The following is a 23,654-nucleotide window of genomic DNA, read 5'->3' as shown; positions in this document are numbered from 1 at the left end:
TGGGTGGCCGGCGGGGTCGCCGGCAGGCCGCCGATCGGCTGGCTGGGCTGGCCGGCGGCGGCCGGGGAGCCTTCCTCGACGATCTCGGGAGCGATGCCTTCCTCGCCGGGCTGCAGTTCCGGCACCTCGGTCGGCTGCACCTCGACACTGGGCATGGCCGGCGATTGCGGGCGCGGCGGCGCTTCCACCACGACCTGGCGCGACTCGTCTTCGCGGGTGAACAGCATCGGCAGGAAGATCACCGCCAGGGCGATCAGCACCAACGCCCCGACGATGCGCTGCTTCAGCCCTCTTTCCAGCAAGGCCATGATTTACTCCCCCTTATCCGTTCTACGGGCCAGCCATTCCAGGCCTTCGGCCACGCTATAGAACGATCCGAACAGCAGAATGACATCATCCGCGGTAGCCTTGGCGCACTGCGCGTCCAGGGCGGCGGCGATATCCGCATGACTGCTCGCCGGAACCTGGCGCAGGATCAGCGCCGCCTCCAGCTCCGCGGCCGGCCGCGAACGCGGAGTCGGCAACGGTGCAACGGCCCAATCCTGCACCAAGCCGGTCAAGGGTTCCAGTACGCCATCCAGGTCTTTGTCCGCCAGCAGGCCGAAGACCGCCAGGTAGCGTCCTCGTGGCGCTGCGGCACGCAGGCGTTGCGCCAGGTACTGGGCGGCCTGGGGATTGTGCCCGACGTCCAGCAGGAGCTGGCGTGGCTGGCCGTTCCAGGACAGGTCGCGGCGATCGAGGCGACCGGTCACCCGGGTCCGCCGCAGCGCCTCGGCCAGGCGCTCCGCCTGCCAGGGCAACTCGAGCAACGCGTAGGCCTGCAGGGCCAGCGCGGCGTTTTCCATGGGCAACCCGAGCAACGGCAGATCGTGCAGCGCCAGCGCCTGGCCGTCCGCGGCCAGCCCGCGCCAGTGCCAGCCATGATCGGCGAGCGCCAGGTCGTAGTCGCGACCGCGCAGGTAAAGCGGTGCCCCCAGCGCAGCCACCTGCTCCAGCAATGGCTGCGGGGGATCGAGATCGCCGCACAGGGCCGGTTTGCCGGCGCGCAGGATACCGGCTTTCTCGAAAGCCACGCTTTCGCGGGTATCGCCCAGCCAGTCCGCATGGTCCAGGCCGATGCTGGTGATCAGCGCCAGGTCGGCGTCGATCAGGTTGACCGCATCCAGGCGCCCGCCAAGGCCGACTTCCAGCACCGCGAAGTCCAGCCCGGCGCGCTCGAACAGCCAGAAGGCGGCCAGAGTGCCCATTTCGAAATAGGTCAGGGAAATCTCGCCACGTGCGGCCTCCACCGCGGAGAAGGCGTCGCACAGTTGCGCATCGCCGGCCTCGACGCCATCGATCCGCACCCGCTCGTTGTAGCGCAACAGGTGCGGCGAGCTGTAGACCCCGACCGACAACCCCTGCTCACGCAGCAGTTCGGCGAGCAGGACGCAGGTGGAGCCCTTGCCGTTGGTCCCGGTAACGGTGACCACGCGTTTCGCCGGCCTTCCCAGGCCGAGCCGGCGCGCTACCTCGCGGGAACGCTCCAGACCCATGTCGATGGCCGTCGGATGGAGTTGTTCGAGATAGCTCAGCCAATCGGCCAGGGAACGCTGGGTCATGCGGATACGGGGCTCGGCGAATGAGTGAAGGCCGACAGCAGATTGGCCAGGCGCGGCCGCAACTCGGCACGATGCACGATCATGTCGATGGCGCCATGTTCGAGGAGGAACTCGCTACGCTGGAAGCCTTCCGGCAGCTTCTCGCGGACGGTCTGCTCGATCACGCGGGGACCGGCGAAGCCGATCAGCGCCTTGGGTTCGCCGACGATCACGTCGCCGAGCATCGCCAGGCTGGCGGAAACGCCGCCGTAGACCGGGTCGGTCAATACCGAGACGAACGGGATGCCTTCTTCGCGCAGGCGCGCCAGGACCGCCGAAGTCTTGGCCATCTGCATCAGCGAGATCAGCGCTTCCTGCATGCGCGCGCCGCCGGAGGCGGAGAAGCAGATCAGCGGGCAGCGCTTCTCCAGGGCGACGTTGGCCGCGCGAACGAAGCGCTCGCCGACGATGGCGCCCATCGAACCGCCCATGAAGGAGAACTCGAAGGCGCAGGCGACCACCGGCATACCCTGCAGCTTGCCGCTCATGGCGATCAGCGCGTCCTTCTCGCCGGTGTCCTTCTGTGCCGCGGCGAGGCGATCCTTGTACTTCTTGCTGTCGCGGAATTTCAGGCGGTCCACCGGCTCGAGGTCGGCACCCAGCTCCTCGCGACCGTCCTCATCGAGGAAGATGTCCAGGCGGGTACGCGCGTTGATGCGCATGTGGTGGTCGCACTTCGGGCAGACATCCAAGGTCTTTTCCAGCTCCGGACGGTACAGCACGGCTTCGCAGGACGGGCATTTGTGCCACAGGCCTTCCGGTACCGAACTCTTCTGGGACTCGGAACGCATGATGGAAGGGATCAGCTTGTCTACCAGCCAGTTGCTCATGCTCTTTGTTCTCCAGTGCAAGGTCGGGATGGCCGCACCGATCCGGTGACGGCGTCCCTGAGCAAATTCATCTTCGTGACCGCCGGCAGCGGTGGGCCCCACGGCTGCGAAACGTTTCGCGGCCTGTCCCATCCCCCGCCTGCGCGGTCACCTGGGCGATACCCGGCGAGCGGCTATCGCGAAATATCTGGCCTCCCTATCGGCGGCCGGGCGTTGTCGCGGAAACGGCGACACGCTAGTGGACGGCGGAGGGCCGCCCGTCGTCACATCATGTCTCGTCGCGGCGCCGCGAACGCACCGCGTCCACGAACGCGCGGACCCTCGCCGCATCCTTGATTCCCTTGCTCGCCTCGACGCCACCACTGACGTCCACCGCGTAGGGCTTGACCTGCTCGACTGCCCTGCCGACGTTATCCGGCGTCAGACCGCCGGCCAGCACCAGGGGTTTGCCCAGGTCGGTCGGCACCAGCGACCAGTCGAACGCCGCCCCCGTGCCGCCGGGCACGCCTTCCACATAGGTATCCAGGAGAATCCCGGCAGCTCCCGGATATGCCGCCGCGCGCCCGACGATGTCGTCGCCGGGCTTCATCCGCAGGGCTTTCAGGTAGGGTCGCCGATGCCCCTCGCAGTCCTCGGCGCGCTCGTCGCCATGGAATTGCAGCAGGTCCAGCGGCACCGCATCGAGAATCTCGCCCAGTTCGCAGCGGCTGGCGTTGACGAACAGGCCGACGCTGGTCACGAACGGCGGCAGGGCACGAACGATTTCCCGCGCCCGATGGATATCCACCGCCCGCGGGCTCTTCGCATAGAACACCAGGCCGATGGCATCGGCGCCCGCCGCGGCGGCGGCCAGGGCGTCCTCGACTCGGGTGATACCGCAGATCTTGATGCGAACGGCTGGCAACGACGGAGAATCCTCGGCGAGTGAGCGACGAACCGCCGGACGGCCGGTCCGGCGGGAATTCTCGATGGTAGCAAAAGCCCGATTCGACGTCAGCCGACGATATCGGGCAATCCGGAAAGGAAATGCGGCCCCAGGTAGCGCTCGGGCAACTCGAACTCCCCGGGGTACTCCACCCGCACCAGATAGAGTCCGTAGGGGTGAGCGGTGACCCCACCGGCGCGCCGGTCGCGCGCCTCGAGCACCTCCTTCGCCCATTCGATCGGCCGCTCGCCGGCACCGATGGTCATCAGGACGCCAGCGATGTTGCGCACCATATGGTGAAGGAAAGCGTTACCGCGGATGTCCAGCACGATCAACCGACCATGCTCCAGCAAGCGCACGTGATGCATGGTCTTGACCGGCGACTTGGCCTGGCACTGCACCGCCCGGAACGAGGTGAAGTCATGGGTGCCGACCAGTACCTGGGCCGCCTCGCGCATCCGCCCGATATCCAGCGGCCGATGGTTCCAGGTGACCTCCTCGGCCAGGTGCGCCGGGCGGATCGGATCGTTGTAGATGGCGTACCGATAGCGCCGGGCCATGGCCGAGAAGCGCGCGTGGAAATGCGCCGGCATCACTCTCGCCCAGGTCACACTGATATCCGCGGGCAGGTTGGCGTTGGTGCCCATCACCCATGCTTTCAACGGGCGCTCCACCACGGTGTCGAAATGCACCACCTGGCCGCTGGCATGAACGGCAGCGTCGGTACGGCCGGCGCAGATCACCCCGACCGGCTCGGCGGCAACCTTCGACAAGGCGCGCTCCAGCGCTTCCTGCACGGAAGGCACGCCGGCTTCCTGGCGCTGCCAGCCACGATAGCGGGAGCCCTTGTACTCGATGCCGAGGGCGATTCTGGAAACGCCAGCGGCAGCCGATTCGGCTGCCGCTGGCGGAACAACATCGTTCATGAGGGTCGCTTCATTTCCGGATCAGGCCAGGCGCTCCAGCAACTCGCGGGCTTCCGCCTGCTGGCTGTCGTTACCTTCGGCCAGGACTTCGTCGAGGATATCGCGCGCGCCTTCGCTATCGCCCATGTCGATATAGGCGCGAGCCAGATCCAGCTTGGTCGCCGCTTCGTCGGCACCGGAGAGGAAGTCGAAGTCATCGTCGGCGTCTCCGTCCAGGGCGGAGGCGACCGCTGCATCCTCGGCGGAGAAACTCGGCGCCGCGCTCTTCGGCTCGTCAAGGTTGCTGGCCAACTCGTCCAACTGCGCGCTCACCTCGTCCAACTGGGCGGCGAAACTGTCCTCGCCCTTCTCCGGAGCGGCCGGCTCCGTCGGCTCGTCGGCCAGCGACAGGTCGAAGTCGTCCGGCAGGGACAACGCCGGCTCTTCGGCAGCCTCGGTATCGAGGGTGAATTCGTTGTCGGCTGGCGCCGCGGCGGGCACCTCGTCGTTCAGCGAAAGCAGGAAGTCGTCGTCCGAAAGCTTGTCTTCCGGCGCATCGAGATCCAGGGAGAAATCGCCCAGGTCGTCATGCTTGGGTTGGCTCGGAGTCTCTGCCAACTCCGCGAAATCCAGGCCGAAGTCGAGATCGTCGACAGGCTTGTCCGCCGCGGTCGAGGCCGCCAGGTCCAGATCGCTGTCCAGGGTCAGGTCGTCCAGCGCCCCGCTGTCGGACTTGAGATCGGCCTGCACGTCGTCGCTGCCCAGGTCGTCCAGGCTCAGGTCGAAGGCGTCGTCGAGATCCTGTCCTGCCGCATCCGGCTTGGCCGCGTGACCGCTGTCGTCGAGCGACAGATCGTCGAGGCTGAAACTATCCAGCTCGTCCTGCGCCAGCTTGGCGCCGGCCAGGCCGGCAACCGCGGCGACCGCGACCATTGCCGGGTAGCGCGACTTGAGCTGCTCGACCTGCGGCTGTGCGCCGCCGATTTCGCGCAGCTCGTTTTCCTGGCGAGCGAAACCTTCGCGATCGCCCATCTCGGCATAGACTTCCATCAGCTTGAGGCGCAGGTCGGTGCGCTGCGGCTCGTCGTAGATGGCGTTCTGCAACAGTTCGGCGGCCTGGTTGAAACGCCCGTAGGCGATATAGATGTCGGCCTCGCCCAGCGCATCGGAAGTCTGCGCAGTGGTCTTCTCGACCTGCGGCGCAGCGGCTGCGACCTGCGGTTCAGGCTCGTCGAGGGTCAGGTCGTCGAAGCCGTCCTTTCCCAGGTCCAGCGCATCCTCCTGTTCCTCGCCGGCATCCGCGGCGAAAGCCTGGGCTTCTTCCTTCTCTTTCTGCGCATTGCGCCGCGACAGGATCATCAGCAGCACCAGCAACGCCAGCAGTGCGCTACCGCCGATCACCGCCAACCACAGCGGGTTGGCCAGCAGTTCGTCGAGGAAGCTCGGTGCCGGCTGTTCTGCCGCCTGTACCGGAGCGGGCGCCGGAACGGCAGGTGCCGGAGGCTTCTCGGCAGCTGGCGCGGGCGGCGGCGCCACCGGAGGCTGCGCCGGAGCGGCGGGCGCTTCTCCGGCCGGAGCAGGAGTCGGCGCTGCCGCAGCGGGAGTCCCGGGCTGAGCCGGCGCCTGCGCGGCTGCATTGGGCTGGGACGCATCCGGCAGGGCTGCGTTCGGCTGGGCTGCGCCCTGGCCTTCGGCGCCCAACTGCCCTTGCAGCTTGGCCAACTGGGCGTCCTTCAACTGGATCAACTTCTGCAGCTTGTCCAACTGGCTCTGCAGATCCTGCATGCGGCTCTGCAGTTCCTCGTTCTCGCGGCGAGTGCTATCGAGGCTTTCCTTGGTCACCGCCAGGGTATCGGCGAGCGCCTTGCTGTCGCCCTTCCCGCCCTTGTCGGCCCCCTTGCTGGCCTTGCCCTCGCCAGACACCAGGCGCAGGTTGTCCGTGGCGTCGACCTTGGATGGCGCCGACCCGGCGGCATTGCGCTGGGTCGCATCCAACTGCCTGGCGCCAGCGCTGCCCGCGGCCGGATTGCGGCTGCCGCGCCAGCTCTGGTTCTGCGCCTGCACCTGGGACAGCGCCTCGCGCGGCGAGCGCTCCAGCATCTGCTGTTCGGTGGGAATGCGCAGGACCTGGCCGCTCTTCAGCCGGTTGATGTTGCCATCGACGAAGGCGCCCGGATTCAGTTCCTGGAACGCGAGCATCGCCTGGGGTACGGAAACGCGATCGGTACGGTTGCGCTGGGCGATCTCCCAGAGCGTGTCGTTGGAAACGGTGCGATAGGTGTCGCTGCCTGCCGGCGCGGTGGTACGCACCGGAGCCGGAGCCTGCGGGGCTCGCGGGGCGCCGGTCGCGCGCGGCGCGCTGACCGGCGCTTGCGGAGCGCTTGCCGCGGCCTGCGGGGAGTACAGCGGCGGATCCAGCAGGACGGTGTACTCGCGCAGCAGGCGGCCATTCGGCCAGAGCACCTGGACCAGGAAGTTCAGGTAGGGCTCCTGCACCGGCTTCGACGAGGTCACGCGAATGACGCTCTTGCCGTTGGGCTTCACCACCGGCGTGAACTTCAGGTCGGTGAGGTAGTACAGGCGATCGACGCCCGCCTTGCTGAACTCTTCCGGCGACGCCAGGCTCGGGATCACCTCGCCCGAACCCAGGTCACGAACTTCGAGCAGCTCGATCTCGGCATCCAACGGTTGGTTCAACGCCGACTTCAGGGTGATTTCCCCCAGTCCCAATCCATGCGCCATGCCGGAAGTCAGGACCGAGGCCGCCGCGATTGCCCGAACCAGTGTACGAAGCCGAACCATAGTGTAATCCCTTGGTTTTAATATCTTTTCTCGTTTCACGAGAGGGAGTGCGTCGGTGCTTGCTGTCCGCTCGCCCAGCCATGCATGGACGGACGCTCCCCGGCAGCAGCGGATCGAACCAGTATTAACAAGCTCGAATAATTCTACAAATCTGTGGGTAAGTATCTTTTACAGATAGTGTTTTATCAACAACTCACCCAGGAGCACGGCATTCAGCGCGGCACCTTTTCGCACATTATCAGACACAATCCACAAATTGACCTGACAGGGATCAGCCTGCCCCGCCCTCACCCGGCCGACATAGGTCTCGTCCTGGCCGAGGGCATCGCCGACCACCGTCGGATAATCGCCCTCGCCGACCCATTCGATACCTTTCGTCGCATCGAGGACCCGCGTCACCGCGGCCAGGTCCACCGGTTCCGCGCACTGCAGGGTCACGCTGAGGCTATCGCCGAAGAATACCGGCGCCTGGATGCAGGTAACGTTCAACGGTCCGATACGCTCGCCAAGCAAGGCCTGCACCTCCGCGAAGATGCGCCGCTCGATCGCGCTGTGCCCCTCGGCATCCACCGCGCCGACCTGCGCGAGCAGGTTGAAGGCGATCTGGCGGTCGAAGAGACGCGGCTCCAGGGGGCGCGCATTGAGCAGTTCGGCGGTCTGCCGGGCGAGTTCCTTGACCCCTTCGCGCCCCAGGCTGGAGACGGAGAGGCAGGCTGTCAGGTTCAGTTGCCGGCAATCCAGCGTGGTCAGGAGTGGCGCCAGCACTTCGCACAGTTCGGCGGCTACGGCGCAAGGACTGGACAAAAGGAACGGCGCCGCTTGCGAGGCCAGGCGTTCGGCATTCACCGAAACCATGACCGGCGGTGCGACGCTCGGTTCCAGGGCGCCGCTCAGGTCGATCACCGAACAACCCGCCGCGCGGGCGCGCTCGGCATGGGCACGCGACACCTCGGCTGCCGCGGCGAAGAAGGCCAGGCCGACACCGGAAAAATCGAAGCTATCGACATCGCCGACGCGCAGGCTGCTTTCGGCGAAACCCATGCGCTGCCCGGCCGACTCGGCGCTGGCCAGCAGGTGCAGACGATGAAGCGGGAAGTCGCGTTCGTCGAGGAGACCGACCAGAGCCTCGCCAACCGATCCGGTGGCGCCTACGACTGCGACATTGAGGGGCTGGGACATGGGAAAAGCCTCGGCGGTCTGCGAAATAGGCGTGGCACTTTACTTGCCCACCTTCGCCCAGGCAATCGAGGCGCCGCCCATTGCGGACGGCGCCGGATCGATCAGCGCTCCAGCAGGATGCGCAACATGCGCCGCAGCGGCTCGGCAGCGCCCCACAGCAACTGGTCGCCGACGGTGAAGGCGCCGAGATACTGGGAGCCCATGTTCAACTTGCGCAGGCGCCCGACCGGAACGCTCAGGGTGCCGGTGACGGCGGCCGGGGTCAGCTCGCGCACGCTTACCTCGCGGTGGTTCGGCACCAGCTTGACCCAGGGATTGTGCTGGCTGATCAGGCCCTCGATGTCGGTCAGCGGCACATCCTTGTTCAACTTGATGGTCAGCGCCTGGCTGTGGCAACGCATGGCGCCGACGCGCACGCAGATACCGTCGACCGGGATCGGGTTCTTGAAGCGGGCGAGGATCTTGTTGGTCTCCGCCTGGGCCTTCCACTCTTCGCGGCTCTGCCCGTTGGGCAGTTCCTTGTCGATCCAGGGGATCAGGCTGCCGCCCAGCGGCGCGCCGAAATGCTCGGTGGGGAAGGCTTCGCTGCGCAGGGTCTCCGCCACCTTGCGGTCGATGTCGAGGATCGCGCTGGCCGGGTTGGCCAGGTCATCCGCCACCGATGCATGGGCGGCGCCCATCTGCTTGAGCAGTTCACGCATGTTCTGCGCGCCGGCGCCGGAGGCGGCCTGGTAGGTCATGGCACTCATCCACTCGACCAGGCCGGCGTCGAACAGCCCGCCCAGGGCCATCAGCATCAGGCTGACGGTGCAGTTGCCGCCGATGTAGTTGCGGGTGCCGGCGTCCAGAGCCTGGTCGATGACCTTGCGGTTGACCGGGTCGAGGACGATCACCGCGTCGTCTTCCATGCGCAGACTGGAGGCGGCATCGATCCAGTAGCCCTGCCAGCCGGCCTCGCGCAGCTTGGGGAATACTTCGCTGGTGTAGTCGCCGCCCTGGCAGGTCAGGATCACGTCGAGGGTCTTCAGTTCGTCGATGCTGTAGGCGTCCTTCAGCGGAGCGATGTCCTTGCCCACTTCCGGGCCCTGGCCACCGACGTTCGACGTGGTGAAGAACACCGGCTCGATCAGGTCGAAGTCCCGCTCTTCCAGCATCCGCTGCATGAGTACGGAACCCACCATCCCGCGCCAACCGATCAGACCTACACGCTTCATCGCAACTACACCTATATGAGAGAAGTGAGCTGGCCGGCAGCCATCATGGCGCCGGCCAAGCCCGTCAGATTACAGATTCTTGAGTGCCGCGACTACGGCATCGCCCATTTCCCGGGTGCCGACCTTGCGGCAGCCTTCGGACCAGATGTCGCCGGTGCGCAGCCCCTGGTCGAGGACCTTGCTCACCGCCTGCTCGATGGCGTCGGCGGCGGTCGCCTGGCTGAAGCTGTAGCGCAGCATCATCGAGACCGAGAGGATGGTCGCCAGCGGGTTGGCGATGCCCTGACCGGCGATGTCCGGAGCGGAACCGTGGCAGGGTTCGTACATGCCCTTGTTGTTCGCGTCGAGCGAGGCAGAAGGCAGCATGCCGATGGAACCGGTCAGCATGGAAGCCTCATCCGACAGGATGTCGCCGAACATGTTGTCGGTGACCATCACGTCGAACTGCTTGGGCGCGCGCACCAGCTGCATGGCGGCGTTGTCCACGTACATATGGGAAAGCTCGACGTCCGGGTAGTCCTTCGCCACCTCTTCCACCACTTCCCGCCACAGCTGGCTGGAGGCGAGGACGTTGGCCTTGTCCACCGAACAGAGCCTGTTGTTGCGTACGCGGGCCATGTCGAAACCGACGCGGGCGATACGACGGATTTCGCTCTCGCTGTACGGCAGGGTGTCGTAGGCCTGGCGCTCGCCGTTCTCCAGCACGCGCTGTTCGCGGGGCTGGCCGAAGTAGATGCCGCCGGTCAGTTCGCGGACGATGAGGATGTCCAGCCCGGCGACCACTTCCGGCTTCAGGCTGGAGGCCGCGGCCAGTTGCGGGTAGAGGATGGCCGGACGCAGGTTGGCGAACAGGCCCAGTTGCGAACGAATCTTCAGCAGACCGCGCTCGGGACGGATATCGCGTTCGATCCTGTCCCATTTCGGCCCTCCTACCGCGCCCAGCAGCACCGCATCGGCCTGGCGCGCGCGCTGCAGGGTCTGGTCGGCCAGCGGCACGCCGTGCTTGTCGATGGCCGCGCCACCGATGACGTCCTCGGCCAGTTCGAAGCCGAGCTGGAACCTGTCGTTGGCCAGCTCCAGCACCTTGACCGCTTCCGCCATGATTTCCGGACCGATACCGTCACCGGGGAGAACCAGGATCTGCTTGCTCATAACACCCTCTTGTCCTTCATTCATTGAACGGCGGGCATGCGCCGCCGTGATCGAACCGTCACTCCCGACGCAGCCACAGCACCAGCACGTCGGTGCTGAACGAGCCGTCGTCGGCAATCTCGAAATACTCTCTGACTTCCTCGCCCACCGCCAGCTGCAGGCTGCGGATCGCCTGGCGGAACACCTCCGGCGTACGCATCCGCTCGACCCACGACTGGAACTCCAGGCGCAGACGCTGGCGCCGGCTTCCGGTGACCAGCAACCCCGCCTCGCCGCTCAGGCGCGCCCACTCGGCCGGCGAGTAGTTGCGCACATGGCTGGTGTCGCGGAGCAGCTCGACGGTCTGCAGGAAGGTGTCCGGCAAGGCCTGCCCGGGCGCCGCCACGTCGACGAAGATCGCCACCCCGCCGGGCTTGAGCACCCGCCGCACCTCGCGCAGGGCCAGGCCGACGTCGCGCCAGTGATGGGTGGAATAGCGACTGAAGACGAAATCGAACTCGCCGTCGGCGAAGGGCAGGCTCTCCGCCTTGCCCTGCTCGGTGCGGATGTTCGCCATGCCCCGTTCCGCGGCGCTCTGCGCCACCACGGCGAGCATCTCGGCGGAAAGATCGTAGGCCACCACCTCCCCTGCCAGGGCGGCGACCTGGAAGCTCACGTGGCCGGCGCCGCAACCCAGGTCGAGGACCCGCGCTTCCGGGCGCCCGGCCAGGGCGTCGCGCAGCAAGGCGAATTCCTCGCCCTGGGCATGCACGGCGCTGCTCAGGTAGGCCGCAGCCTGGGCGCCGAACTGGCGCTGGACAACGTCATCGTGGTCGCTCATGAATCTACTCCAGGAGAAAAACCGGGCGCACCCTACCCAGGATGCGCCCGGCAAGGGGACTCGCGTGCCGCTCAGCGGAACAGCCAGGGCTGCTGCTGGCGGTAGCCGTCCTCGAAGGCGCGGATCGCATCGGCGTCCTGCAGCGTCAGGCCGATGTCGTCGAGGCCGTTGAGCAGGCAATGCTTGCGGAACGGGTCGACCTCGAAACCCAGCACCTTGCCATCAGGACGGGTAACGGTCTGCGCCGCCAGGTCGATGGACAACTGGTAGCCTTCGTTCGCCTCGACCTGGCGGAACAGTTCGTCCACCTCGGCCTCGGGCAGGATGATCGGCAGCAAGCCGTTCTTGAAACTGTTGTTGAAGAAGATGTCGGCATAGCTCGGTGCGATCACCGTGCGGAAACCGTACTCGTCCAGCGCCCAGGGCGCGTGCTCGCGGGACGAGCCGCAGCCGAAGTTCTCCCGCGCCAGCAGTACGCTGGCGCCCTGGTAGCGCGGCTGGTTGAGGACGAAGTCCGGGTTCAGCGGACGCTTCGAGTTGTCCTGTCCCGGCTGCCCGACATCCAGGTAGCGCCATTCATCGAACAGATTGGGGCCGAAGCCGGTGCGCTTGATCGACTTGAGGAATTGCTTGGGAATGATCTGATCGGTATCGACGTTGGCGCGATCCAGCGGAGCGACGAGACCGGTCGTCTGGGTATAGGGTTTCATCTCGGTTCTCCTCAGGCGAGCAATTCGCGGACATCGATGAAGCGGCCGTTGACGGCCGCGGCGGCGGCCATCGCCGGGCTGACCAGGTGGGTACGGCCACCGGCGCCCTGACGGCCCTCGAAGTTGCGGTTGGAGGTCGAGGCGCAGTGTTCGCCGCTCTCCAGCCGGTCCGGGTTCATCGCCAGGCACATGGAACAGCCCGGCTCGCGCCATTCGAAGCCGGCCTCGATGAAGATCCGGTCCAGGCCTTCCTTCTCGGCCTGCTCCTTGACCAACCCGGAACCCGGCACCACCAGCGCCTGCTTGATGGTCGCGGCGACCTTGCGGCCCCTGGCCACTTCGGCGGCAGCGCGCAGGTCCTCGATCCGCGAGTTGGTGCAGGAACCGATGAATACCCGGTCCAGCTGGATGTCGGTGATCGCCTGGTTCGGCCGCAGGCCCATGTACTTCAAGGCGCGCTCGATCGAACCGCGCTTGATCGGGTCGCTCTCGCGGGCCGGGTCCGGCACGTTCTGGTCCACCGCCAGGACCATTTCCGGCGACGTGCCCCAGCTGACCTGCGGCTTGATCTGCGCGGCGTCCAGCTCGACCACGGTATCGAAGCGGGCATCGGCGTCCGACACCAGCCCCTGCCAGCAGGCGACGGCCTGGTCCCATTGCTCGGCGCTCGGCGCGAAGGGCCGGCCCTTCACGTAGTCGATGGTCTTCTGGTCGACGGCGACCAGGCCGACGCGGGCGCCCGCCTCGATCGACATGTTGCAGATGGTCATCCGCCCTTCGATGGACAGGTCGCGGATGGCGCTGCCGGCGAACTCGATGGCGTGGCCGTTGCCGCCGGCGGTGCCGATCCTGCCGATCACCGCGAGGACGATATCCTTCGCCGTGACGCCGGCCGGCAGCCTGCCTTCGACCTTGACCAGCATGTTCTTCATCTTCTTCGCCACCAGGCACTGGGTCGCCAGCACATGCTCTACCTCGGAAGTGCCGATGCCGTGGGCCAGCGCGCCGAAGGCGCCGTGGGTGGAAGTGTGCGAGTCGCCGCAGACCACGGTCATCCCCGGGAGGGTCGCGCCCTGCTCCGGACCGACCACATGGACGATGCCCTGGCGCACGTCGTTCATCTTGAATTCGGTGATGCCGAAGTCGTCGCAGTTCTCGTCGAGGGTCTGCACCTGCAGGCGCGAGACCTCGTCGGCGATGGCGGTGATGCCGCCCTTGCGCTCGGTGCGGGTGGTCGGCACGTTGTGGTCCGGGGTGGCGATGTTGGCGTCGATCCGCCACGGCTTGCGCCCGGCCAGGCGAAGACCCTCGAAGGCCTGCGGCGAGGTCACTTCGTGCAGGATATGGCGGTCGATGTAGATCAGCGCCGAACCGTCGTCGCGCTGCTTGACCAGGTGCATGTCCCAGAGTTTGTCGTAGAGGGTCTTGCCGGCCATCGGGATTTCCTCATCAGCTCATTTCTATGCCCACAGGGCTTGTGAGGATGATCCTATGGCTTGTCTACGAATAACTCAAATTCATATTTTTCATCCAAAGCATTCCCAACAGGAATCCGTTGGCGCTAAGCTCCGGGCAGCCGAAACCAGCGGAGGCCCGCAATGGACCTGAACAGCCTCAACACCTTCATCGCCATTGCCGAGACCGGCAGCTTCTCCGAAGCCGGCGAGCGTCTGCACCTGACCCAACCGGCGGTGAGCAAGCGCATCGCCGCCCTCGAACAGCAGCTCAATGCCCGGCTGTTCGACCGGGTCGGCCGCGAGGTCAACCTCACCGAGGCCGGCCGCGCCCTGCTGCCGCGCGCCTACCAGTTGCTCAACGTGCTCGACGACACCCGCCGGGCGCTGAACAACCTCACCGGCGAGGTCAGCGGCCGGCTGGTCCTGGCCACCAGCCACCACATCGGCCTGCATCGCCTGCCGCCGCTGCTGCGCGCCTTCACCCGGGCGCATCCGCAGGTGGCGCTGGATATCCAGTTCCTGGATTCGGAAGTGGCCTACGAGGAGATCCTTCATGGTCGTGCGGAACTGGCGGTGATCACCCTGGCCCCGGAAACCGCCGAACCGGTGCGCGCAGTCCCGGTGTGGGACGACCCGCTGGACTTCGTCGCCGCCCCGGAGCACCCGCTGGCCCGACAGGGCACGGTGTTCCTCGCCGACGTCGCCAAGCACCCCGCGGTATTCCCCGGCGGCAACACCTTCACCCACCACATCGTGCGGCGCATGTTCGAAGCCGAAGGGCTGACGCCGAACATCGCCATGAGCACCAACTACCTGGAGACCATCAAGATGATGGTCTCCATCGGCCTGGCCTGGAGCGTGCTGCCGCGGACCATGCTCGACGACCAGGTGGTGCGCCTGCCGCTGCAGGACATCCAGCTCAGCCGCCAGCTCGGCTATATCCTGCACACCGAGCGGACCCTGTCGAACGCCGCGCGCGCCTTCATGCGCCTGCTCGACGAACAGGCATTCGGCAACGGCACTCCAGCGGCCTGAAGCGATTCAGGTCGGACGCCACGGGTAGGCCCTCCCCTCTTCGCCGTCCGCGGCCAGCGCTCACCCGACCTGCATGCCAATGCCCTCGCGACTCAGCCCTCGCCGACCCACGCCTGCACCTCGACCTCCACGTCGACCCCCAGCGCCAGCCCGGCGGTCACCGTCGAGCGTACCGGCAAGGCCCCCTGCACATGACGCTGGTAGACCTCGTTGAAACCGGCGAAGTGGGCCATGTCCGACAGCCAGACGGTGACCTTCACCAGTTGGTCGAAACGCGCGCCACAGCTCTCCAGGGTCTCGCCGATGCGTGCCATCACCGCTTCGGTCTGGGTCTGGATATCGCCACGTACCACCTCGCCGGTCGGACTCATCGGCACCTGTCCGGAAAGAAACAGGAAGCCGCCGGCCCGCACCGCGCGGGAAAAGGGAAACGGCAGGCTGCTGGGGTAACGCTGGATGTCATCGCTCATCTGGATTGCCTCCTGTGGATGAAGCGCTAGGAAGAAAAGCTTTCGGCCGCGGAATCGGCGTATTCATGTAGCACTGCGATCAACCCTGGCTCATATCGACGCGCTCCGCCAGAAAGTCCAGGAACGCCCGCACGCGCAGCGGCAGATAGCCGCCCTGGCCGACGTAGACGGCGTGGACTTCCTCCAGGTCGCCTGGGTTGTATGCCTCGAGCACGGGAATCAGGCGCCCGGCGGCTATGTCCTCGCGCACCTGGAACGCGGCCAGCCGCGCCAGGCCCAGGCCGGCCACGGCCAGACGGCGCAGCGCCTCGCCATCGCTGGCCTGGGCGTTGCCCGACAACGGCACCACGAGTTCCTCGCCGGCGTCCCGCAGCGGCCAGCCGGAGCGCGTTCGCACATAGTTGGCGCCGAGGCGGTTGTGCCCCAGCAGCGCCTGCGGCGTGGCCGGCATGCCATGCCGGGCCAGATAGGCCGGCGCACCGACGATCAGCATGCGCGTGCTCCCCAGCTTGCGCGCCACCAGGCTCGAGCTTTTCAGCGGCCCCGCGCGCACGGCCACGTCGGTGCGCTGCTCGAGGATGTCGACGACCTCATCGGTCAGCACGATATCCAGCGTCACCTCGGGATGCTGCGCGAGGAACTCGGGCAGCAGCGGCAGCAGGAAGTGATGCCCGAAAGGCACGTTGGCGTTGACTCGCAAGCGCCCACGCGGCGCCGCGTTTTCGCTCGCACACCGCTCGGCCTCCTCCAGGTCGGCCAGGATACGCACCCCGCGCTCGTAGAACGCGCATCCCTCGGGTGTCAGTTGCAATTTTCGGGTGGAGCGGTTCAGCAAGCGGGTTCCCAGGCGCTGTTCGAGCCGGGTGATCAACTTGCTGACTGCCGAGGGCGTCATGCCGCAACGTCGAGCGGCGGCGGAAAAGCCCCCCGACTCGACGACCCGGGCAAACACCTCCAGTTCGCCGGAACGGTTGACTTCAAGCCGGGCCATGGCGCCCTGCCTGATGATTTCGCTTCATAAATGATGTTCCCCGCTACGGCCTATTCCCCTTAAATCTTTGAATTCATCATCAGCTACAGGATAACCACTGAATTCAACGACATGAAACGACCCATCGAAAGACTTCCCGCCGCGACCTCCAGCGCAACCCGGGCCTTCGCGCTCGCGACGAGCCTGTTGTACGCCTGCGCCGCGCCGGCCGCTTCCTGGACCGCCAGCTGGCAGGCCAGCCCGCAGCCGGTCTGGGCTGAGGACTTCCTGTTTCCCAGCAACGTGCCGGCCGAACTGCACGACCAGACGGTGCGGCAACTGGCGCGAATCAGCCTGGGAGGAACGCGCGTGCGCATCGTCCTGGCAAATACCTATGGAAGGCGCCCGATCCGGATCGGCCGGACCACCCTGGCCAAACCGGGTTCCGAGCGCGCCGCGGTCGCCACCGGCAGCCTGCATGACGTGACCTTTGGCGGACGCCGGACGGCGACCATCGCGCCCGGCGCCACGCTACTCAGCGATCCGGTGGCGATGCCGGTGGCCGCGCTCTCGCAGGTGCTGGTGAGTCTCTACCTGCCGGCCGCCACGCCCATGGAAACCTTCCACTGGGACGGCCGCCAGACGGGCTGGATCGTCGCCGGCGAGCAGACCCAAAGCCACGCATTGCAGCTGGACGCGGCGGACAGCCAGAGCACCAGCGCGCGCCTGCTGTTGACAGGTATCCTGGTCGAAACCGAAACGGCAACGCGGACGCTGGTGACGCTCGGCGACTCGATCACCGACGGAGCCAGCGCCAGCCTCGACCGGAACAGCCGTTGGCCGGACTTCCTCGCCGAACGCCTGGCCCCGCATGGCGTCGCCGTGGTCAATGCGGGGATTTCCGGCGCCCGTCTGCTGAGCGACGGCATGGGCGCGAGCGCGCTGGCACGTCTGGACCGCGACGTACTGGCCCAGCCAGGCGCAAGCAGCATGGTGGTGATGCTCGGCATCAACGACATTGCCTGGCCCGGTACCGCTTTCGCCCGGAATGCCGCACCGCCCACCCTGGAAGCGCTGATCGCCGGCTACCGGCAATTGATCGAACGGGCGCACAACCGGGGTATCCGGGTCGTCGGCGCGACCCTCACGCCGTTCGAGGGCGCACTGCCCGGCACGCCGTTGAGCGATTATTACCATCCCGCCAAGGAAGCCCTGCGCAGGCAGGTTAACGAGTGGATCCGTCATGCCGGCGCCTTCGATGCGGTGATCGACTTCGACGCGGCATTGCGCGATCCGGAGCAGCCGTCGCGGCTCGCCGCGCGCTACGACTCCGGCGACCATCTGCACCCCAGCGACGAAGGCAACCGGGCGATGGCGGCCGCCGTCGACCTCGACGTCCTGCTGGACGAGGTGCCTGACGGCACACCGGCAGAGCCCCGGGCCGATAGCGCAACGAAATGAAAAAAGGCGCCCGAAGGCGCCTTTTTTCGATCACCGCTGACGGTTACTGGTTGTCCAGTGCCGGGCGCTGGCCATTGATGGCGATACGCTTCGGCTTGGCTTCTTCCGGAACCAGCCGCACCAGGTCGATGTTCAGCAGGCCGTTGGCCAGCGAAGCCGCCTTGACCTCGATATGATCGGCGAGGCGGAACGACAGCTTGAAGGCGCGCTGGGCGATGCCCTGGTGCAGGTAGGTCACGTTGTCCGTGGACTTCTCGCGCTTGCCGCCACTGACGGTCAGCACGCCGCGCTCGACCTGCAGGTCCAGGTCTTCTTCCTGGAAGCCGGCGGCGGCGATGACGATGCGATACTCGTCGTCACCGTGCTTTTCGACGTTGTAGGGCGGGTAGGTACTCCCGGCCTCATTGCGCAGGGCCGACTCGAACAGATCGTTGAAGCGATCGAAGCCTACGGAATGACGGAACAGCGGGGCGAGGGAAAAAGCGTTGCTCATTGCGAATCTCCTGAATTATCAGCAAGTACTCTGGTGCGGAACCCGTCTTCGGCATCCCGCACGAACTAGATAGGGATCGTCGGAAGTATTTCAAGAGCCTTGAGAACGACCGTTCGTCGTGCTCAGATCGAAACTCATCCTTTCGAGAACCGTCGCCATGGAACGCGCAATCCCGACCTTCCCCTGCCGCGATCTGGACAGCGCCAGCGCCTTCTACCAGTCCCTCGGCTTCCACCTTGGCGCTCGCTATCCGACCTACGCCATCCTCCAGCGCGGCGCCCTGGAGCTGCACCTGTCGCTGTTCGAGGCGCTCGAACCGAAGACCAATTGCAGCGCTGCCTACCTGCGCCTGGAGGACGCCCAGGCGCTGCATCGCCAGGCCACGGCCCTCGGCCTGGGCGGCCAGGGGATTCCACGCATCACGGTCCTGGAAGACCAGCCCTGGGGCATGCGCGAATTCGCCCTGATCGATCCCGATGGCAACCTGCTGCGGGTCGGCCAGGAGCTCGATACGACGCCAGAGCAGCACCGGGTTCGCCTGGCCAGCGCCGACGACGTCCCCGCGGTGGCCGCGCTCTGGCAAGCCAATGTCCGCGAAGCCGGGGAAACCCTGGATGCCGGCGACCAACAGGCGATCCAGGCACTGCTCCTGGCCGCCTCGCGCAACCGCTTGCTCTGGTTGGCGGAGGCCCAGCAGCATCCCCGCGGTTTCGTCCTCGCCCACTTGTGGCAGATCGAGGACGGTCAGGCACGGGTCGGAGAGATCGCAGAGCTCTACGTATTGCCGCAGGCCCGCCGCCAGGGCCTGGCCCGGGAACTGGTGGGCAGCGCCGAGGAGGCCCTGCGCTCGCGCGGCGCCGGCCTGATCCGCGCGCAATCGGCCCTTGACGCGCCGCTGTCCAACCTGTTCTGGCAGGGCCTGGGCTGGGACGCCGACTACCTGACCTTCACTCGCTACTGACCTGGGGAGCATCATCATGCGCAACGTCATGCTGATCACCGGAGCCAGCCGCGGCATCGGCGCCGCCACCGCTCTGCTCGCCGCCGAACGCGGCTATGCGGTCGTCCTCAACTATCTGCGCAACCGCGAGGCCGCCGAAGCGCTGCGCCAGCGCATCGAGCGCCAGGGCGGCGAAGCCCTGGCGGTGGCGGCCGACGTAGCCGAGGAAGGCGATGTCGAGCGGCTGTTCGCCTCCATCGACGAACGTTTCGGCCGCCTCGACGTGCTGGTCAACAACGCCGGCATGCTGGAAGCGCAGACGCGCCTGGAAAACATCGACGCGGCGCGCCTGCACAGGGTATTCGCGACCAACGTGACCGGCAGCTTCCTCTGCGCCCGCGAGGCGGTGAAGCGCCTGTCGACCCGCCACGGCGGGCGCGGCGGCAGCATCGTCAACGTGTCCTCGATGGCCTCGCGGCTGGGATCGCCCAACGAATACATCGACTATGCCGCCGCCAAGGGCGCCATCGACAGCATGACCATCGGTCTGGCCAGGGAAGTGGCGGCGGAGGGTATCCGGGTCAACGCGGTGCGGCCCGGACTGATCGATACCGAGATCCACGCCAGCGGCGGCGAGCCCGGCCGTATCGAACGCCTGAAGGGCGGCATACCGCTAGGACGCGGCGGTACGGCGGAGGAAGTCGCGCGGGCGATTCTCTGGCTGGCGTCGGACGAAGCCAGCTACAGCACCGGCACCTTCATCGATGTCAGCGGCGGCCGCTAGGCCTGGTACGCAAGCTAGGCCGCCTGGCTGAACGACACCTGCAACAGCCGGTCGATGGTTTCGCAATCGCTTTCCCGGCGAATCCGTGCGAACAGCTCGACGGCTTCGGGATAGGTGCGGGTGAGCATGCCCAGCCACTGCTTGAGACGGCCCGGGGTATAGCGCGGGGCGAGCTTGCGCCGGGCCTGCAGCCAGAAGTCGCGCAGCAGCGGCAACAGCTCGCTCCAGGGCATCTCGCGGATTTCGCCGCCATCGCGCCAGGCGGCGATCTGCCGAGCCAGGCCAGGACGCGAGACCAGGCCGCGACCGAGCATGATGTCCTCCACCCCGCTGACCTCGCGACAACGCAGGTAGTCGTCGAGCGTCCACACTTCGCCATTGGCGAACACCGGCACGCGCACCGCCTCGGCCACCCGCGCCACCCACTCCCAGTGCGCCGGCGGCCTGTAGCCATCGACCTTGGTCCGGGCATGCACCACTACATGGGCCGAGCCGCCGTCGGCCAGGGCCCGCGCGCAATCCAGGGCGCCGTCGGGACTGTCGTAGCCCAGGCGCATCTTCGAGGTCACCGCAATCTCGCTCGGCACCGCGCGACGCACGGCGGCGACGATGTCGTGCATCAGCTCCGGCTCCTTGAGCAATACCGCGCCGCCGCGCGAGCGGTTCACGGTCTTGGCCGGACAACCGAAGTTCAGGTCGATCACCGGGGCACCCAGCTCACAGGCGAACGCGGCGTTATCCGCCAGGCACGCAGGATCGGAGCCGAGCAACTGCACACGCATCGGCGTCCCGGCGCGGGTCCGGCTGCCGTCGCGCAGCTCCGGCGCCAGCTTGTGGAACGCCGTGGCCGGCAGTAGGCGATCGGTGATGCGGATGAATTCGGTGACGCACCAATCGATGCCGCCGACGCGGGTCAGCACGTCGCGGAGGATTTCATCCACCAGACCTTCCATCGGCGCCAGGGCGATTTGCACGAACCACTACCTCGAAAATGACAGGCGGCGGATTCTAGAGAATCCGCCGCCCGGAACAAAGTGCGAATGCCTGCCGGTCGACGCGCGACGGCTCAGGCCCCGGCGAGCAGAGCCTGGCCGTAGCCGTCGATGAACTCCGCCGGCATCCGCTTCGGCTTGCCGCTGGACAGTTCGATGCAGACGAAGGTGGTCTGCGCCCGCAGCAGCGTGGCGCCATCCGCCGGGCGTACCAACTGGAAGCGCCGGTTCATCCGCAGGCGCTGGTCGGACTCGACGATCCAGGTCGCCAATTGCAGTTCGTCGCCCTCGTAGGCCGCGGCCAGGTAGTCGATCTCGTGGCGCAGCACCGCCATCGCCCGGTCCAGCCGGCGGTACTCGGCCAGGTCCAGGCCCAGCCGCTGCGAGTGGCGCCAGGCGCAGCGCTCCAGCCAACTGACGTAGACGGCGTTGTTCGCGTGGCCGAGCCCGTCGATGTCCTCGGCGAGGACCCTGAGGTCGATCACGAACGGATCGGCGTAGTCCCAATTCATCAATGCTGCTCCAGGCTGCCGGCCAGTTCGCGCGCTTCCCTGGCCAGTTGTGTGATCTGATCCCAGGCCCGCGCCCGGATCAGGCTCGGCGGCGCCAACCAGGTGCCGCCGACACAGGCGACATTGGGCAGGCGGAGGAAATTCAGCAGGTTGTCCAGGTTCACCCCGCCGGTCGGGCAGAAGCGGATGCCGGTGAACGGCCCCTTCAGGCTTTTCAGCATTTTCACGCTGGCAGTGCCATCGGCCGGGAACAGCTTCAGCGAGCGATAACCGTACTCCAGCGCCAGCAACACTTCCGAAGGCGTCATCACCCCGGGTAGGTATGGCAAGCCGGCATCCTCCGCGGCGGCGGCAAGACGCGGCGTGCATCCGGGGCTGACGGCGAACTGTGCGCCTGCGTCGCGCGCCTCGAGAAACTGCTCGGTGTGGATCAGGGTACCCGCCCCCAGCAGGACCTCGGGCACCTCGCGATGGATGGCGGCGATCGCGTCCAGCGCCTGCGGCGTGCGCAGCGTCACTTCCAGCACCGTGACGCCGCCCGCATACAACGCGCGCGCCAGGTCGGGCGCCAGCGCCACGTCCTCGATCACCAGCACCGGCAATACCGGGCTGGCCTGCTGCAGGACCCGATCCAGCGGCAATGTCATGGGCACTCCTCGATTCGAAACGGTTCGCCCCGCCGGATCGCTCCGCGCGGGCCACAGCGCTTTTTACCGAAGAACCGAGGTCAGGACAACGACAACCCCTCTGCTACGCGCCTCAGGAAGCGCTCGCCGTCTTTTCCACGCGCCGGCAAGCGCGCATCGCCGGGCGCTCCTCGAGCAGCGCCAGCAGCGACTCGCTCAGCCTGCGCTCGCCGAGCAGTCGGTGGTGGCCGCCGCCCGGCAGACGCAGCAAGCGACTGGCCGGCCAGGCGGCATGGATGCGCTCGGCATTTTCCACCGCTACGCGCGTGTCGTCGTCGGCATGCACCACCAGCCCGGGCATTTCCAGACGGTAACGCGCCACATCCAGGCACGCCGCGGATATGCCAGCCTGACGCTCGACCAGGCGGATGAAATGCGAGCGAGCCAGGGCCGGCAAACCGACGAAACGAGCGAACAGGCGCAACTGTTCGAGAATCCGCGACGGCGCCGAGACCGTCACCAGCGCTTCGCTGCGCAGCCCCATCTGGGCCGCCAGCAACGCCGCCGCGCCACCCAGGGAATGACCGACCACCGCACGCAGCGGCGGCAACTCGCCAGCGGCCTCCAGCAAGGCATGGGCGAACAGCACCACGTTCGCCTCCCTGCCCGGCGAGCGGCCATGGGCCGGCGCATCGAGGGCATACACCGAATAACCCGCGCCGACCAGTTGCTCGATCAGATGGGCGAACTGTGTCGGCCTGCCGGCCCAGCCATGCAGCAGCAGGACTGCCGGCCCCTCGCCCCAGCGCAACACCGACAGCCCGAAGCGCAGAGTGACGCGCTCCGAACTGGCCAGCAGCGGCAGCTCCCAATCCTTCGGCGGCCACTCGCCAGGCACCATGAACGTCCGACGCATACGCTCGGCCGTCCAACGCGGCGCGATGCGGCCGATCGTCCCGTTGAAACCGCGAATCCAGGTCAGGCTGCTCATCTCGCACCTCCTCAGTTCACCGCCTGCTTGGCGGCACGCAGAACCCGGTCGGACAGCTCCCCCGGCCCCAATGCCCGGGCCAGCGCCAAACCGCCAATCATCAACACCAGGTCGGCCAGGGCGACGTCGGTTTCCTCGGGACTTTCCGCCAGGCTGGCGACCATAATCTCGACATGTCTGCTCAAGACCTCGCGAAACCCCTCCGGCAGGCGCGCCACCTCGGCTAGGGTCGCCGGCAGCGGACAACCGGCGTCGACCTGTGCGTCCCGATGCTTGCGCGACAGGTAGAAAGCGGCCGCCAAGGCCCGACGCTCCTTTCCCGACAATCCGGGGTCGAGTTCACCGAGCAGTTCGCGGCGCTTGCCGAGCAATTGCTCGAACGCCTCGAGCATCAGTGCATCCTTGCTCTGGAAGTGGGCATAGAAGCCGCCGACGGTGAGCCCCGCCGCGCCCATCACTTCCCCGACGCTAGGCTCGACGGCGCCCCGCTCGAGCAGGGCCTGGGTGGCGGCACCGAGGATGCGGGCACGGGTCTGGGTTTTCTTGTCGCTCATGACGGGCTCCGAAAATATTATGGATGAAATATTATATGCATAATAAAAAACGGCAAGCGTACGGCCGGACCGTCTGTCAGGAAATTCGAAAAGGGAAAAAACAAAAGGGCCATTCCAATTCGGAATGGCCCTATAGAGCCCCGCAGAGCGGGAAAAAGTGGCGTCCCCTAGGGGACTCGAACCCCTGTTACC

General features: G+C 66.7%; 23 protein-coding genes and 1 pseudogene. 4 read left to right on the top strand and 20 right to left on the bottom strand.

All coding sequences use genetic code 11. The features are described 5' to 3' along the window. The 12 genes and pseudogenes from HMPREF2716_RS18555 to leuC all read right to left on the bottom strand — a co-directional run. Positions 1-308, bottom strand: a pseudogene (locus HMPREF2716_RS18555) (SPOR domain-containing protein); the annotation flags it as partial. A gap of 3 nt (positions 309-311) precedes the next feature. Further along, positions 312-1,601 carry a bifunctional tetrahydrofolate synthase/dihydrofolate synthase gene (gene folC, locus HMPREF2716_RS18550; RefSeq protein ID WP_070621977.1) on the bottom strand — a complete coding sequence of 430 codons (1,290 nt, stop codon included), beginning with the start codon at positions 1,599-1,601 and terminating at the stop codon, positions 312-314. Then, the gene (gene accD / locus HMPREF2716_RS18545) at positions 1,598-2,470 is read right to left on the bottom strand and encodes an acetyl-CoA carboxylase, carboxyltransferase subunit beta (RefSeq protein ID WP_003104199.1); all 873 of its coding nucleotides are present in this window, start codon (positions 2,468-2,470) and stop codon (positions 1,598-1,600) included. The genes folC and accD overlap by 4 nt, the downstream gene beginning before the upstream one ends. Before the next feature lie 268 nt (positions 2,471-2,738). Beyond that, positions 2,739-3,374: a phosphoribosylanthranilate isomerase gene (locus HMPREF2716_RS18540; RefSeq protein WP_003104200.1), complete on the bottom strand. Its 636-nt coding sequence runs from the start codon at positions 3,372-3,374 to the stop codon at positions 2,739-2,741. 89 nt (positions 3,375-3,463) lie between these two features. Beyond that, the gene (truA, locus tag HMPREF2716_RS18535; protein ID WP_015502643.1) at positions 3,464-4,321 is read right to left on the bottom strand and encodes a tRNA pseudouridine(38-40) synthase TruA; all 858 of its coding nucleotides are present in this window, start codon (positions 4,319-4,321) and stop codon (positions 3,464-3,466) included. Positions 4,322-4,342: 21 nt separating this feature from the next. Next, a complete protein-coding gene (gene fimV, locus HMPREF2716_RS18530; protein ID WP_031801525.1) occupies positions 4,343-7,102 on the bottom strand; it encodes a motility hub landmark protein FimV in 2,760 nt (919 codons plus the stop codon). Positions 7,103-7,270: 168 nt separating this feature from the next. After that, positions 7,271-8,281 (bottom strand): aspartate-semialdehyde dehydrogenase, encoded by a 1,011-nt coding sequence (locus HMPREF2716_RS18525; protein WP_023114533.1) that lies wholly within the window; start codon positions 8,279-8,281, stop codon positions 7,271-7,273. A gap of 101 nt (positions 8,282-8,382) precedes the next feature. After that, a complete protein-coding gene (gene asd, locus HMPREF2716_RS18520) occupies positions 8,383-9,495 on the bottom strand; it encodes an aspartate-semialdehyde dehydrogenase (RefSeq protein WP_003111187.1) in 1,113 nt (370 codons plus the stop codon). Between the two features lie 69 nt (positions 9,496-9,564). After that, positions 9,565-10,647, bottom strand: coding sequence for a 3-isopropylmalate dehydrogenase (leuB, locus tag HMPREF2716_RS18515; protein ID WP_003091395.1), 1,083 nt, complete (start codon positions 10,645-10,647; stop codon positions 9,565-9,567). A 58-nt stretch (positions 10,648-10,705) separates the two neighbouring features. Then, the gene (locus HMPREF2716_RS18510; RefSeq protein ID WP_003091396.1) at positions 10,706-11,467 is read right to left on the bottom strand and encodes a class I SAM-dependent methyltransferase; all 762 of its coding nucleotides are present in this window, start codon (positions 11,465-11,467) and stop codon (positions 10,706-10,708) included. A gap of 71 nt (positions 11,468-11,538) precedes the next feature. Further along, entirely contained in the window at positions 11,539-12,177 is a 639-nt protein-coding gene (leuD, locus tag HMPREF2716_RS18505) for a 3-isopropylmalate dehydratase small subunit (protein ID WP_003091398.1), read from the bottom strand. A gap of 11 nt (positions 12,178-12,188) precedes the next feature. Further along, positions 12,189-13,613: a 3-isopropylmalate dehydratase large subunit gene (leuC, locus tag HMPREF2716_RS18500; protein ID WP_031801524.1), complete on the bottom strand. Its 1,425-nt coding sequence runs from the start codon at positions 13,611-13,613 to the stop codon at positions 12,189-12,191. 162 nt (positions 13,614-13,775) lie between these two features. Between leuC and HMPREF2716_RS18495 the strand changes: the two genes are divergently transcribed. Next, positions 13,776-14,669, top strand: a complete 894-nt coding sequence (locus HMPREF2716_RS18495; RefSeq protein WP_003091401.1) for a LysR family transcriptional regulator — start codon at positions 13,776-13,778, stop codon at positions 14,667-14,669. Positions 14,670-14,761: 92 nt separating this feature from the next. Here the strand turns inward: HMPREF2716_RS18495 and HMPREF2716_RS18490 are convergent, their stop codons facing one another. Further along, the gene (locus tag HMPREF2716_RS18490; protein ID WP_003091402.1) at positions 14,762-15,139 is read right to left on the bottom strand and encodes a RidA family protein; all 378 of its coding nucleotides are present in this window, start codon (positions 15,137-15,139) and stop codon (positions 14,762-14,764) included. A gap of 79 nt (positions 15,140-15,218) precedes the next feature. Further along, positions 15,219-16,130, bottom strand: a complete 912-nt coding sequence (locus HMPREF2716_RS18485; RefSeq protein ID WP_010793228.1) for a LysR family transcriptional regulator — start codon at positions 16,128-16,130, stop codon at positions 15,219-15,221. 111 nt (positions 16,131-16,241) lie between these two features. On the opposite strand from HMPREF2716_RS18485, the gene HMPREF2716_RS18480 reads away from it, so the two are divergent. Continuing rightward, entirely contained in the window at positions 16,242-17,570 is a 1,329-nt protein-coding gene (locus HMPREF2716_RS18480) for an SGNH/GDSL hydrolase family protein (protein ID WP_031801523.1), read from the top strand. A gap of 43 nt (positions 17,571-17,613) precedes the next feature. Here HMPREF2716_RS18480 and HMPREF2716_RS18475 read toward each other — a convergent pair whose 3' ends face one another. Beyond that, positions 17,614-18,063 carry an Hsp20 family protein gene (locus tag HMPREF2716_RS18475; RefSeq protein ID WP_003091405.1) on the bottom strand — a complete coding sequence of 150 codons (450 nt, stop codon included), beginning with the start codon at positions 18,061-18,063 and terminating at the stop codon, positions 17,614-17,616. A 157-nt stretch (positions 18,064-18,220) separates the two neighbouring features. Here HMPREF2716_RS18475 and HMPREF2716_RS18470 point away from each other — a divergent pair, with 157 nt between their 5' ends. Beyond that, the gene (locus HMPREF2716_RS18470) at positions 18,221-19,024 is read left to right on the top strand and encodes a glyoxalase/bleomycin resistance/extradiol dioxygenase family protein (protein ID WP_003104216.1); all 804 of its coding nucleotides are present in this window, start codon (positions 18,221-18,223) and stop codon (positions 19,022-19,024) included. 16 nt (positions 19,025-19,040) lie between these two features. Next, the gene (locus HMPREF2716_RS18465; protein ID WP_003115022.1) at positions 19,041-19,787 is read left to right on the top strand and encodes an SDR family oxidoreductase; all 747 of its coding nucleotides are present in this window, start codon (positions 19,041-19,043) and stop codon (positions 19,785-19,787) included. 14 nt (positions 19,788-19,801) lie between these two features. On the opposite strand, the gene HMPREF2716_RS18460 is transcribed toward HMPREF2716_RS18465, so the two are convergent. The 5 genes from HMPREF2716_RS18460 to HMPREF2716_RS18440 form a co-directional block, all read right to left on the bottom strand. Beyond that, entirely contained in the window at positions 19,802-20,761 is a 960-nt protein-coding gene (locus tag HMPREF2716_RS18460) for a tRNA dihydrouridine synthase (RefSeq protein ID WP_070621976.1), read from the bottom strand. 92 nt (positions 20,762-20,853) lie between these two features. Beyond that, complete coding sequence (locus HMPREF2716_RS18455; protein ID WP_003107647.1) at positions 20,854-21,291, bottom strand: acyl-CoA thioesterase; 438 nt, start codon at positions 21,289-21,291, stop codon at positions 20,854-20,856. Further along, positions 21,291-21,938: a bifunctional 4-hydroxy-2-oxoglutarate aldolase/2-dehydro-3-deoxy-phosphogluconate aldolase gene (locus HMPREF2716_RS18450; protein WP_003115023.1), complete on the bottom strand. Its 648-nt coding sequence runs from the start codon at positions 21,936-21,938 to the stop codon at positions 21,291-21,293. Before HMPREF2716_RS18450 ends, HMPREF2716_RS18455 begins: the two co-directional genes overlap by 1 nt. A gap of 112 nt (positions 21,939-22,050) precedes the next feature. After that, positions 22,051-22,908 carry an alpha/beta fold hydrolase gene (locus HMPREF2716_RS18445; protein ID WP_003115024.1) on the bottom strand — a complete coding sequence of 286 codons (858 nt, stop codon included), beginning with the start codon at positions 22,906-22,908 and terminating at the stop codon, positions 22,051-22,053. Between the two features lie 11 nt (positions 22,909-22,919). Further along, positions 22,920-23,462: a TetR/AcrR family transcriptional regulator gene (locus HMPREF2716_RS18440; protein WP_003091415.1), complete on the bottom strand. Its 543-nt coding sequence runs from the start codon at positions 23,460-23,462 to the stop codon at positions 22,920-22,922. Positions 23,463-23,654: the final 192 nt, after the last annotated feature.

The sequence above is a fragment of the Pseudomonas sp. HMSC076A11 genome, from assembly GCF_001810205.1.
GTDB classification, from domain to species: Bacteria; Pseudomonadota; Gammaproteobacteria; order Pseudomonadales; family Pseudomonadaceae; genus Pseudomonas; species Pseudomonas aeruginosa.
The sequence above is the reverse complement of the archived record's forward strand: the minus strand, read 5'-3'. Positions and strand labels throughout refer to the sequence as shown.

Bases quoted from the DNA above. Each gene is read 5' to 3' on its own strand.
- HMPREF2716_RS18470 (WP_003104216.1), top strand. From the start codon at position 18,221: ATGGAACGCGCAATCCCGACCTTCCCCTGCCGCGATCTGGACAGCGCC.
- HMPREF2716_RS18450 (WP_003115023.1), bottom strand. From the start codon at position 21,938: ATGACATTGCCGCTGGATCGGGTCCTGCAGCAGGCCAGCCCGGTATTG.
- fimV (WP_031801525.1), bottom strand. From the start codon at position 7,102: ATGGTTCGGCTTCGTACACTGGTTCGGGCAATCGCGGCGGCCTCGGTC.
- leuB (WP_003091395.1), bottom strand. From the start codon at position 10,647: ATGAGCAAGCAGATCCTGGTTCTCCCCGGTGACGGTATCGGTCCGGAA.
- HMPREF2716_RS18465 (WP_003115022.1), top strand. From the start codon at position 19,041: ATGCGCAACGTCATGCTGATCACCGGAGCCAGCCGCGGCATCGGCGCC.
- leuD (WP_003091398.1), bottom strand. From the start codon at position 12,177: ATGAAACCCTATACCCAGACGACCGGTCTCGTCGCTCCGCTGGATCGC.
- HMPREF2716_RS18480 (WP_031801523.1), top strand. From the start codon at position 16,242: ATGAAACGACCCATCGAAAGACTTCCCGCCGCGACCTCCAGCGCAACC.
- truA (WP_015502643.1), bottom strand. From the start codon at position 4,321: ATGAACGATGTTGTTCCGCCAGCGGCAGCCGAATCGGCTGCCGCTGGC.
- HMPREF2716_RS18485 (WP_010793228.1), bottom strand. From the start codon at position 16,130: ATGGCCCGGCTTGAAGTCAACCGTTCCGGCGAACTGGAGGTGTTTGCC.
- HMPREF2716_RS18490 (WP_003091402.1), bottom strand. From the start codon at position 15,139: ATGAGCGATGACATCCAGCGTTACCCCAGCAGCCTGCCGTTTCCCTTT.
- asd (WP_003111187.1), bottom strand. From the start codon at position 9,495: ATGAAGCGTGTAGGTCTGATCGGTTGGCGCGGGATGGTGGGTTCCGTA.
- HMPREF2716_RS18525 (WP_023114533.1), bottom strand. From the start codon at position 8,281: ATGTCCCAGCCCCTCAATGTCGCAGTCGTAGGCGCCACCGGATCGGTT.
- accD (WP_003104199.1), bottom strand. From the start codon at position 2,470: ATGAGCAACTGGCTGGTAGACAAGCTGATCCCTTCCATCATGCGTTCC.
- HMPREF2716_RS18440 (WP_003091415.1), bottom strand. From the start codon at position 23,462: ATGAGCGACAAGAAAACCCAGACCCGTGCCCGCATCCTCGGTGCCGCC.
- folC (WP_070621977.1), bottom strand. From the start codon at position 1,601: ATGACCCAGCGTTCCCTGGCCGATTGGCTGAGCTATCTCGAACAACTC.
- HMPREF2716_RS18445 (WP_003115024.1), bottom strand. From the start codon at position 22,908: ATGAGCAGCCTGACCTGGATTCGCGGTTTCAACGGGACGATCGGCCGC.
- HMPREF2716_RS18455 (WP_003107647.1), bottom strand. From the start codon at position 21,291: ATGAATTGGGACTACGCCGATCCGTTCGTGATCGACCTCAGGGTCCTC.
- leuC (WP_031801524.1), bottom strand. From the start codon at position 13,613: ATGGCCGGCAAGACCCTCTACGACAAACTCTGGGACATGCACCTGGTC.
- HMPREF2716_RS18475 (WP_003091405.1), bottom strand. From the start codon at position 18,063: ATGAGCAACGCTTTTTCCCTCGCCCCGCTGTTCCGTCATTCCGTAGGC.
- HMPREF2716_RS18495 (WP_003091401.1), top strand. From the start codon at position 13,776: ATGGACCTGAACAGCCTCAACACCTTCATCGCCATTGCCGAGACCGGC.
- HMPREF2716_RS18510 (WP_003091396.1), bottom strand. From the start codon at position 11,467: ATGAGCGACCACGATGACGTTGTCCAGCGCCAGTTCGGCGCCCAGGCT.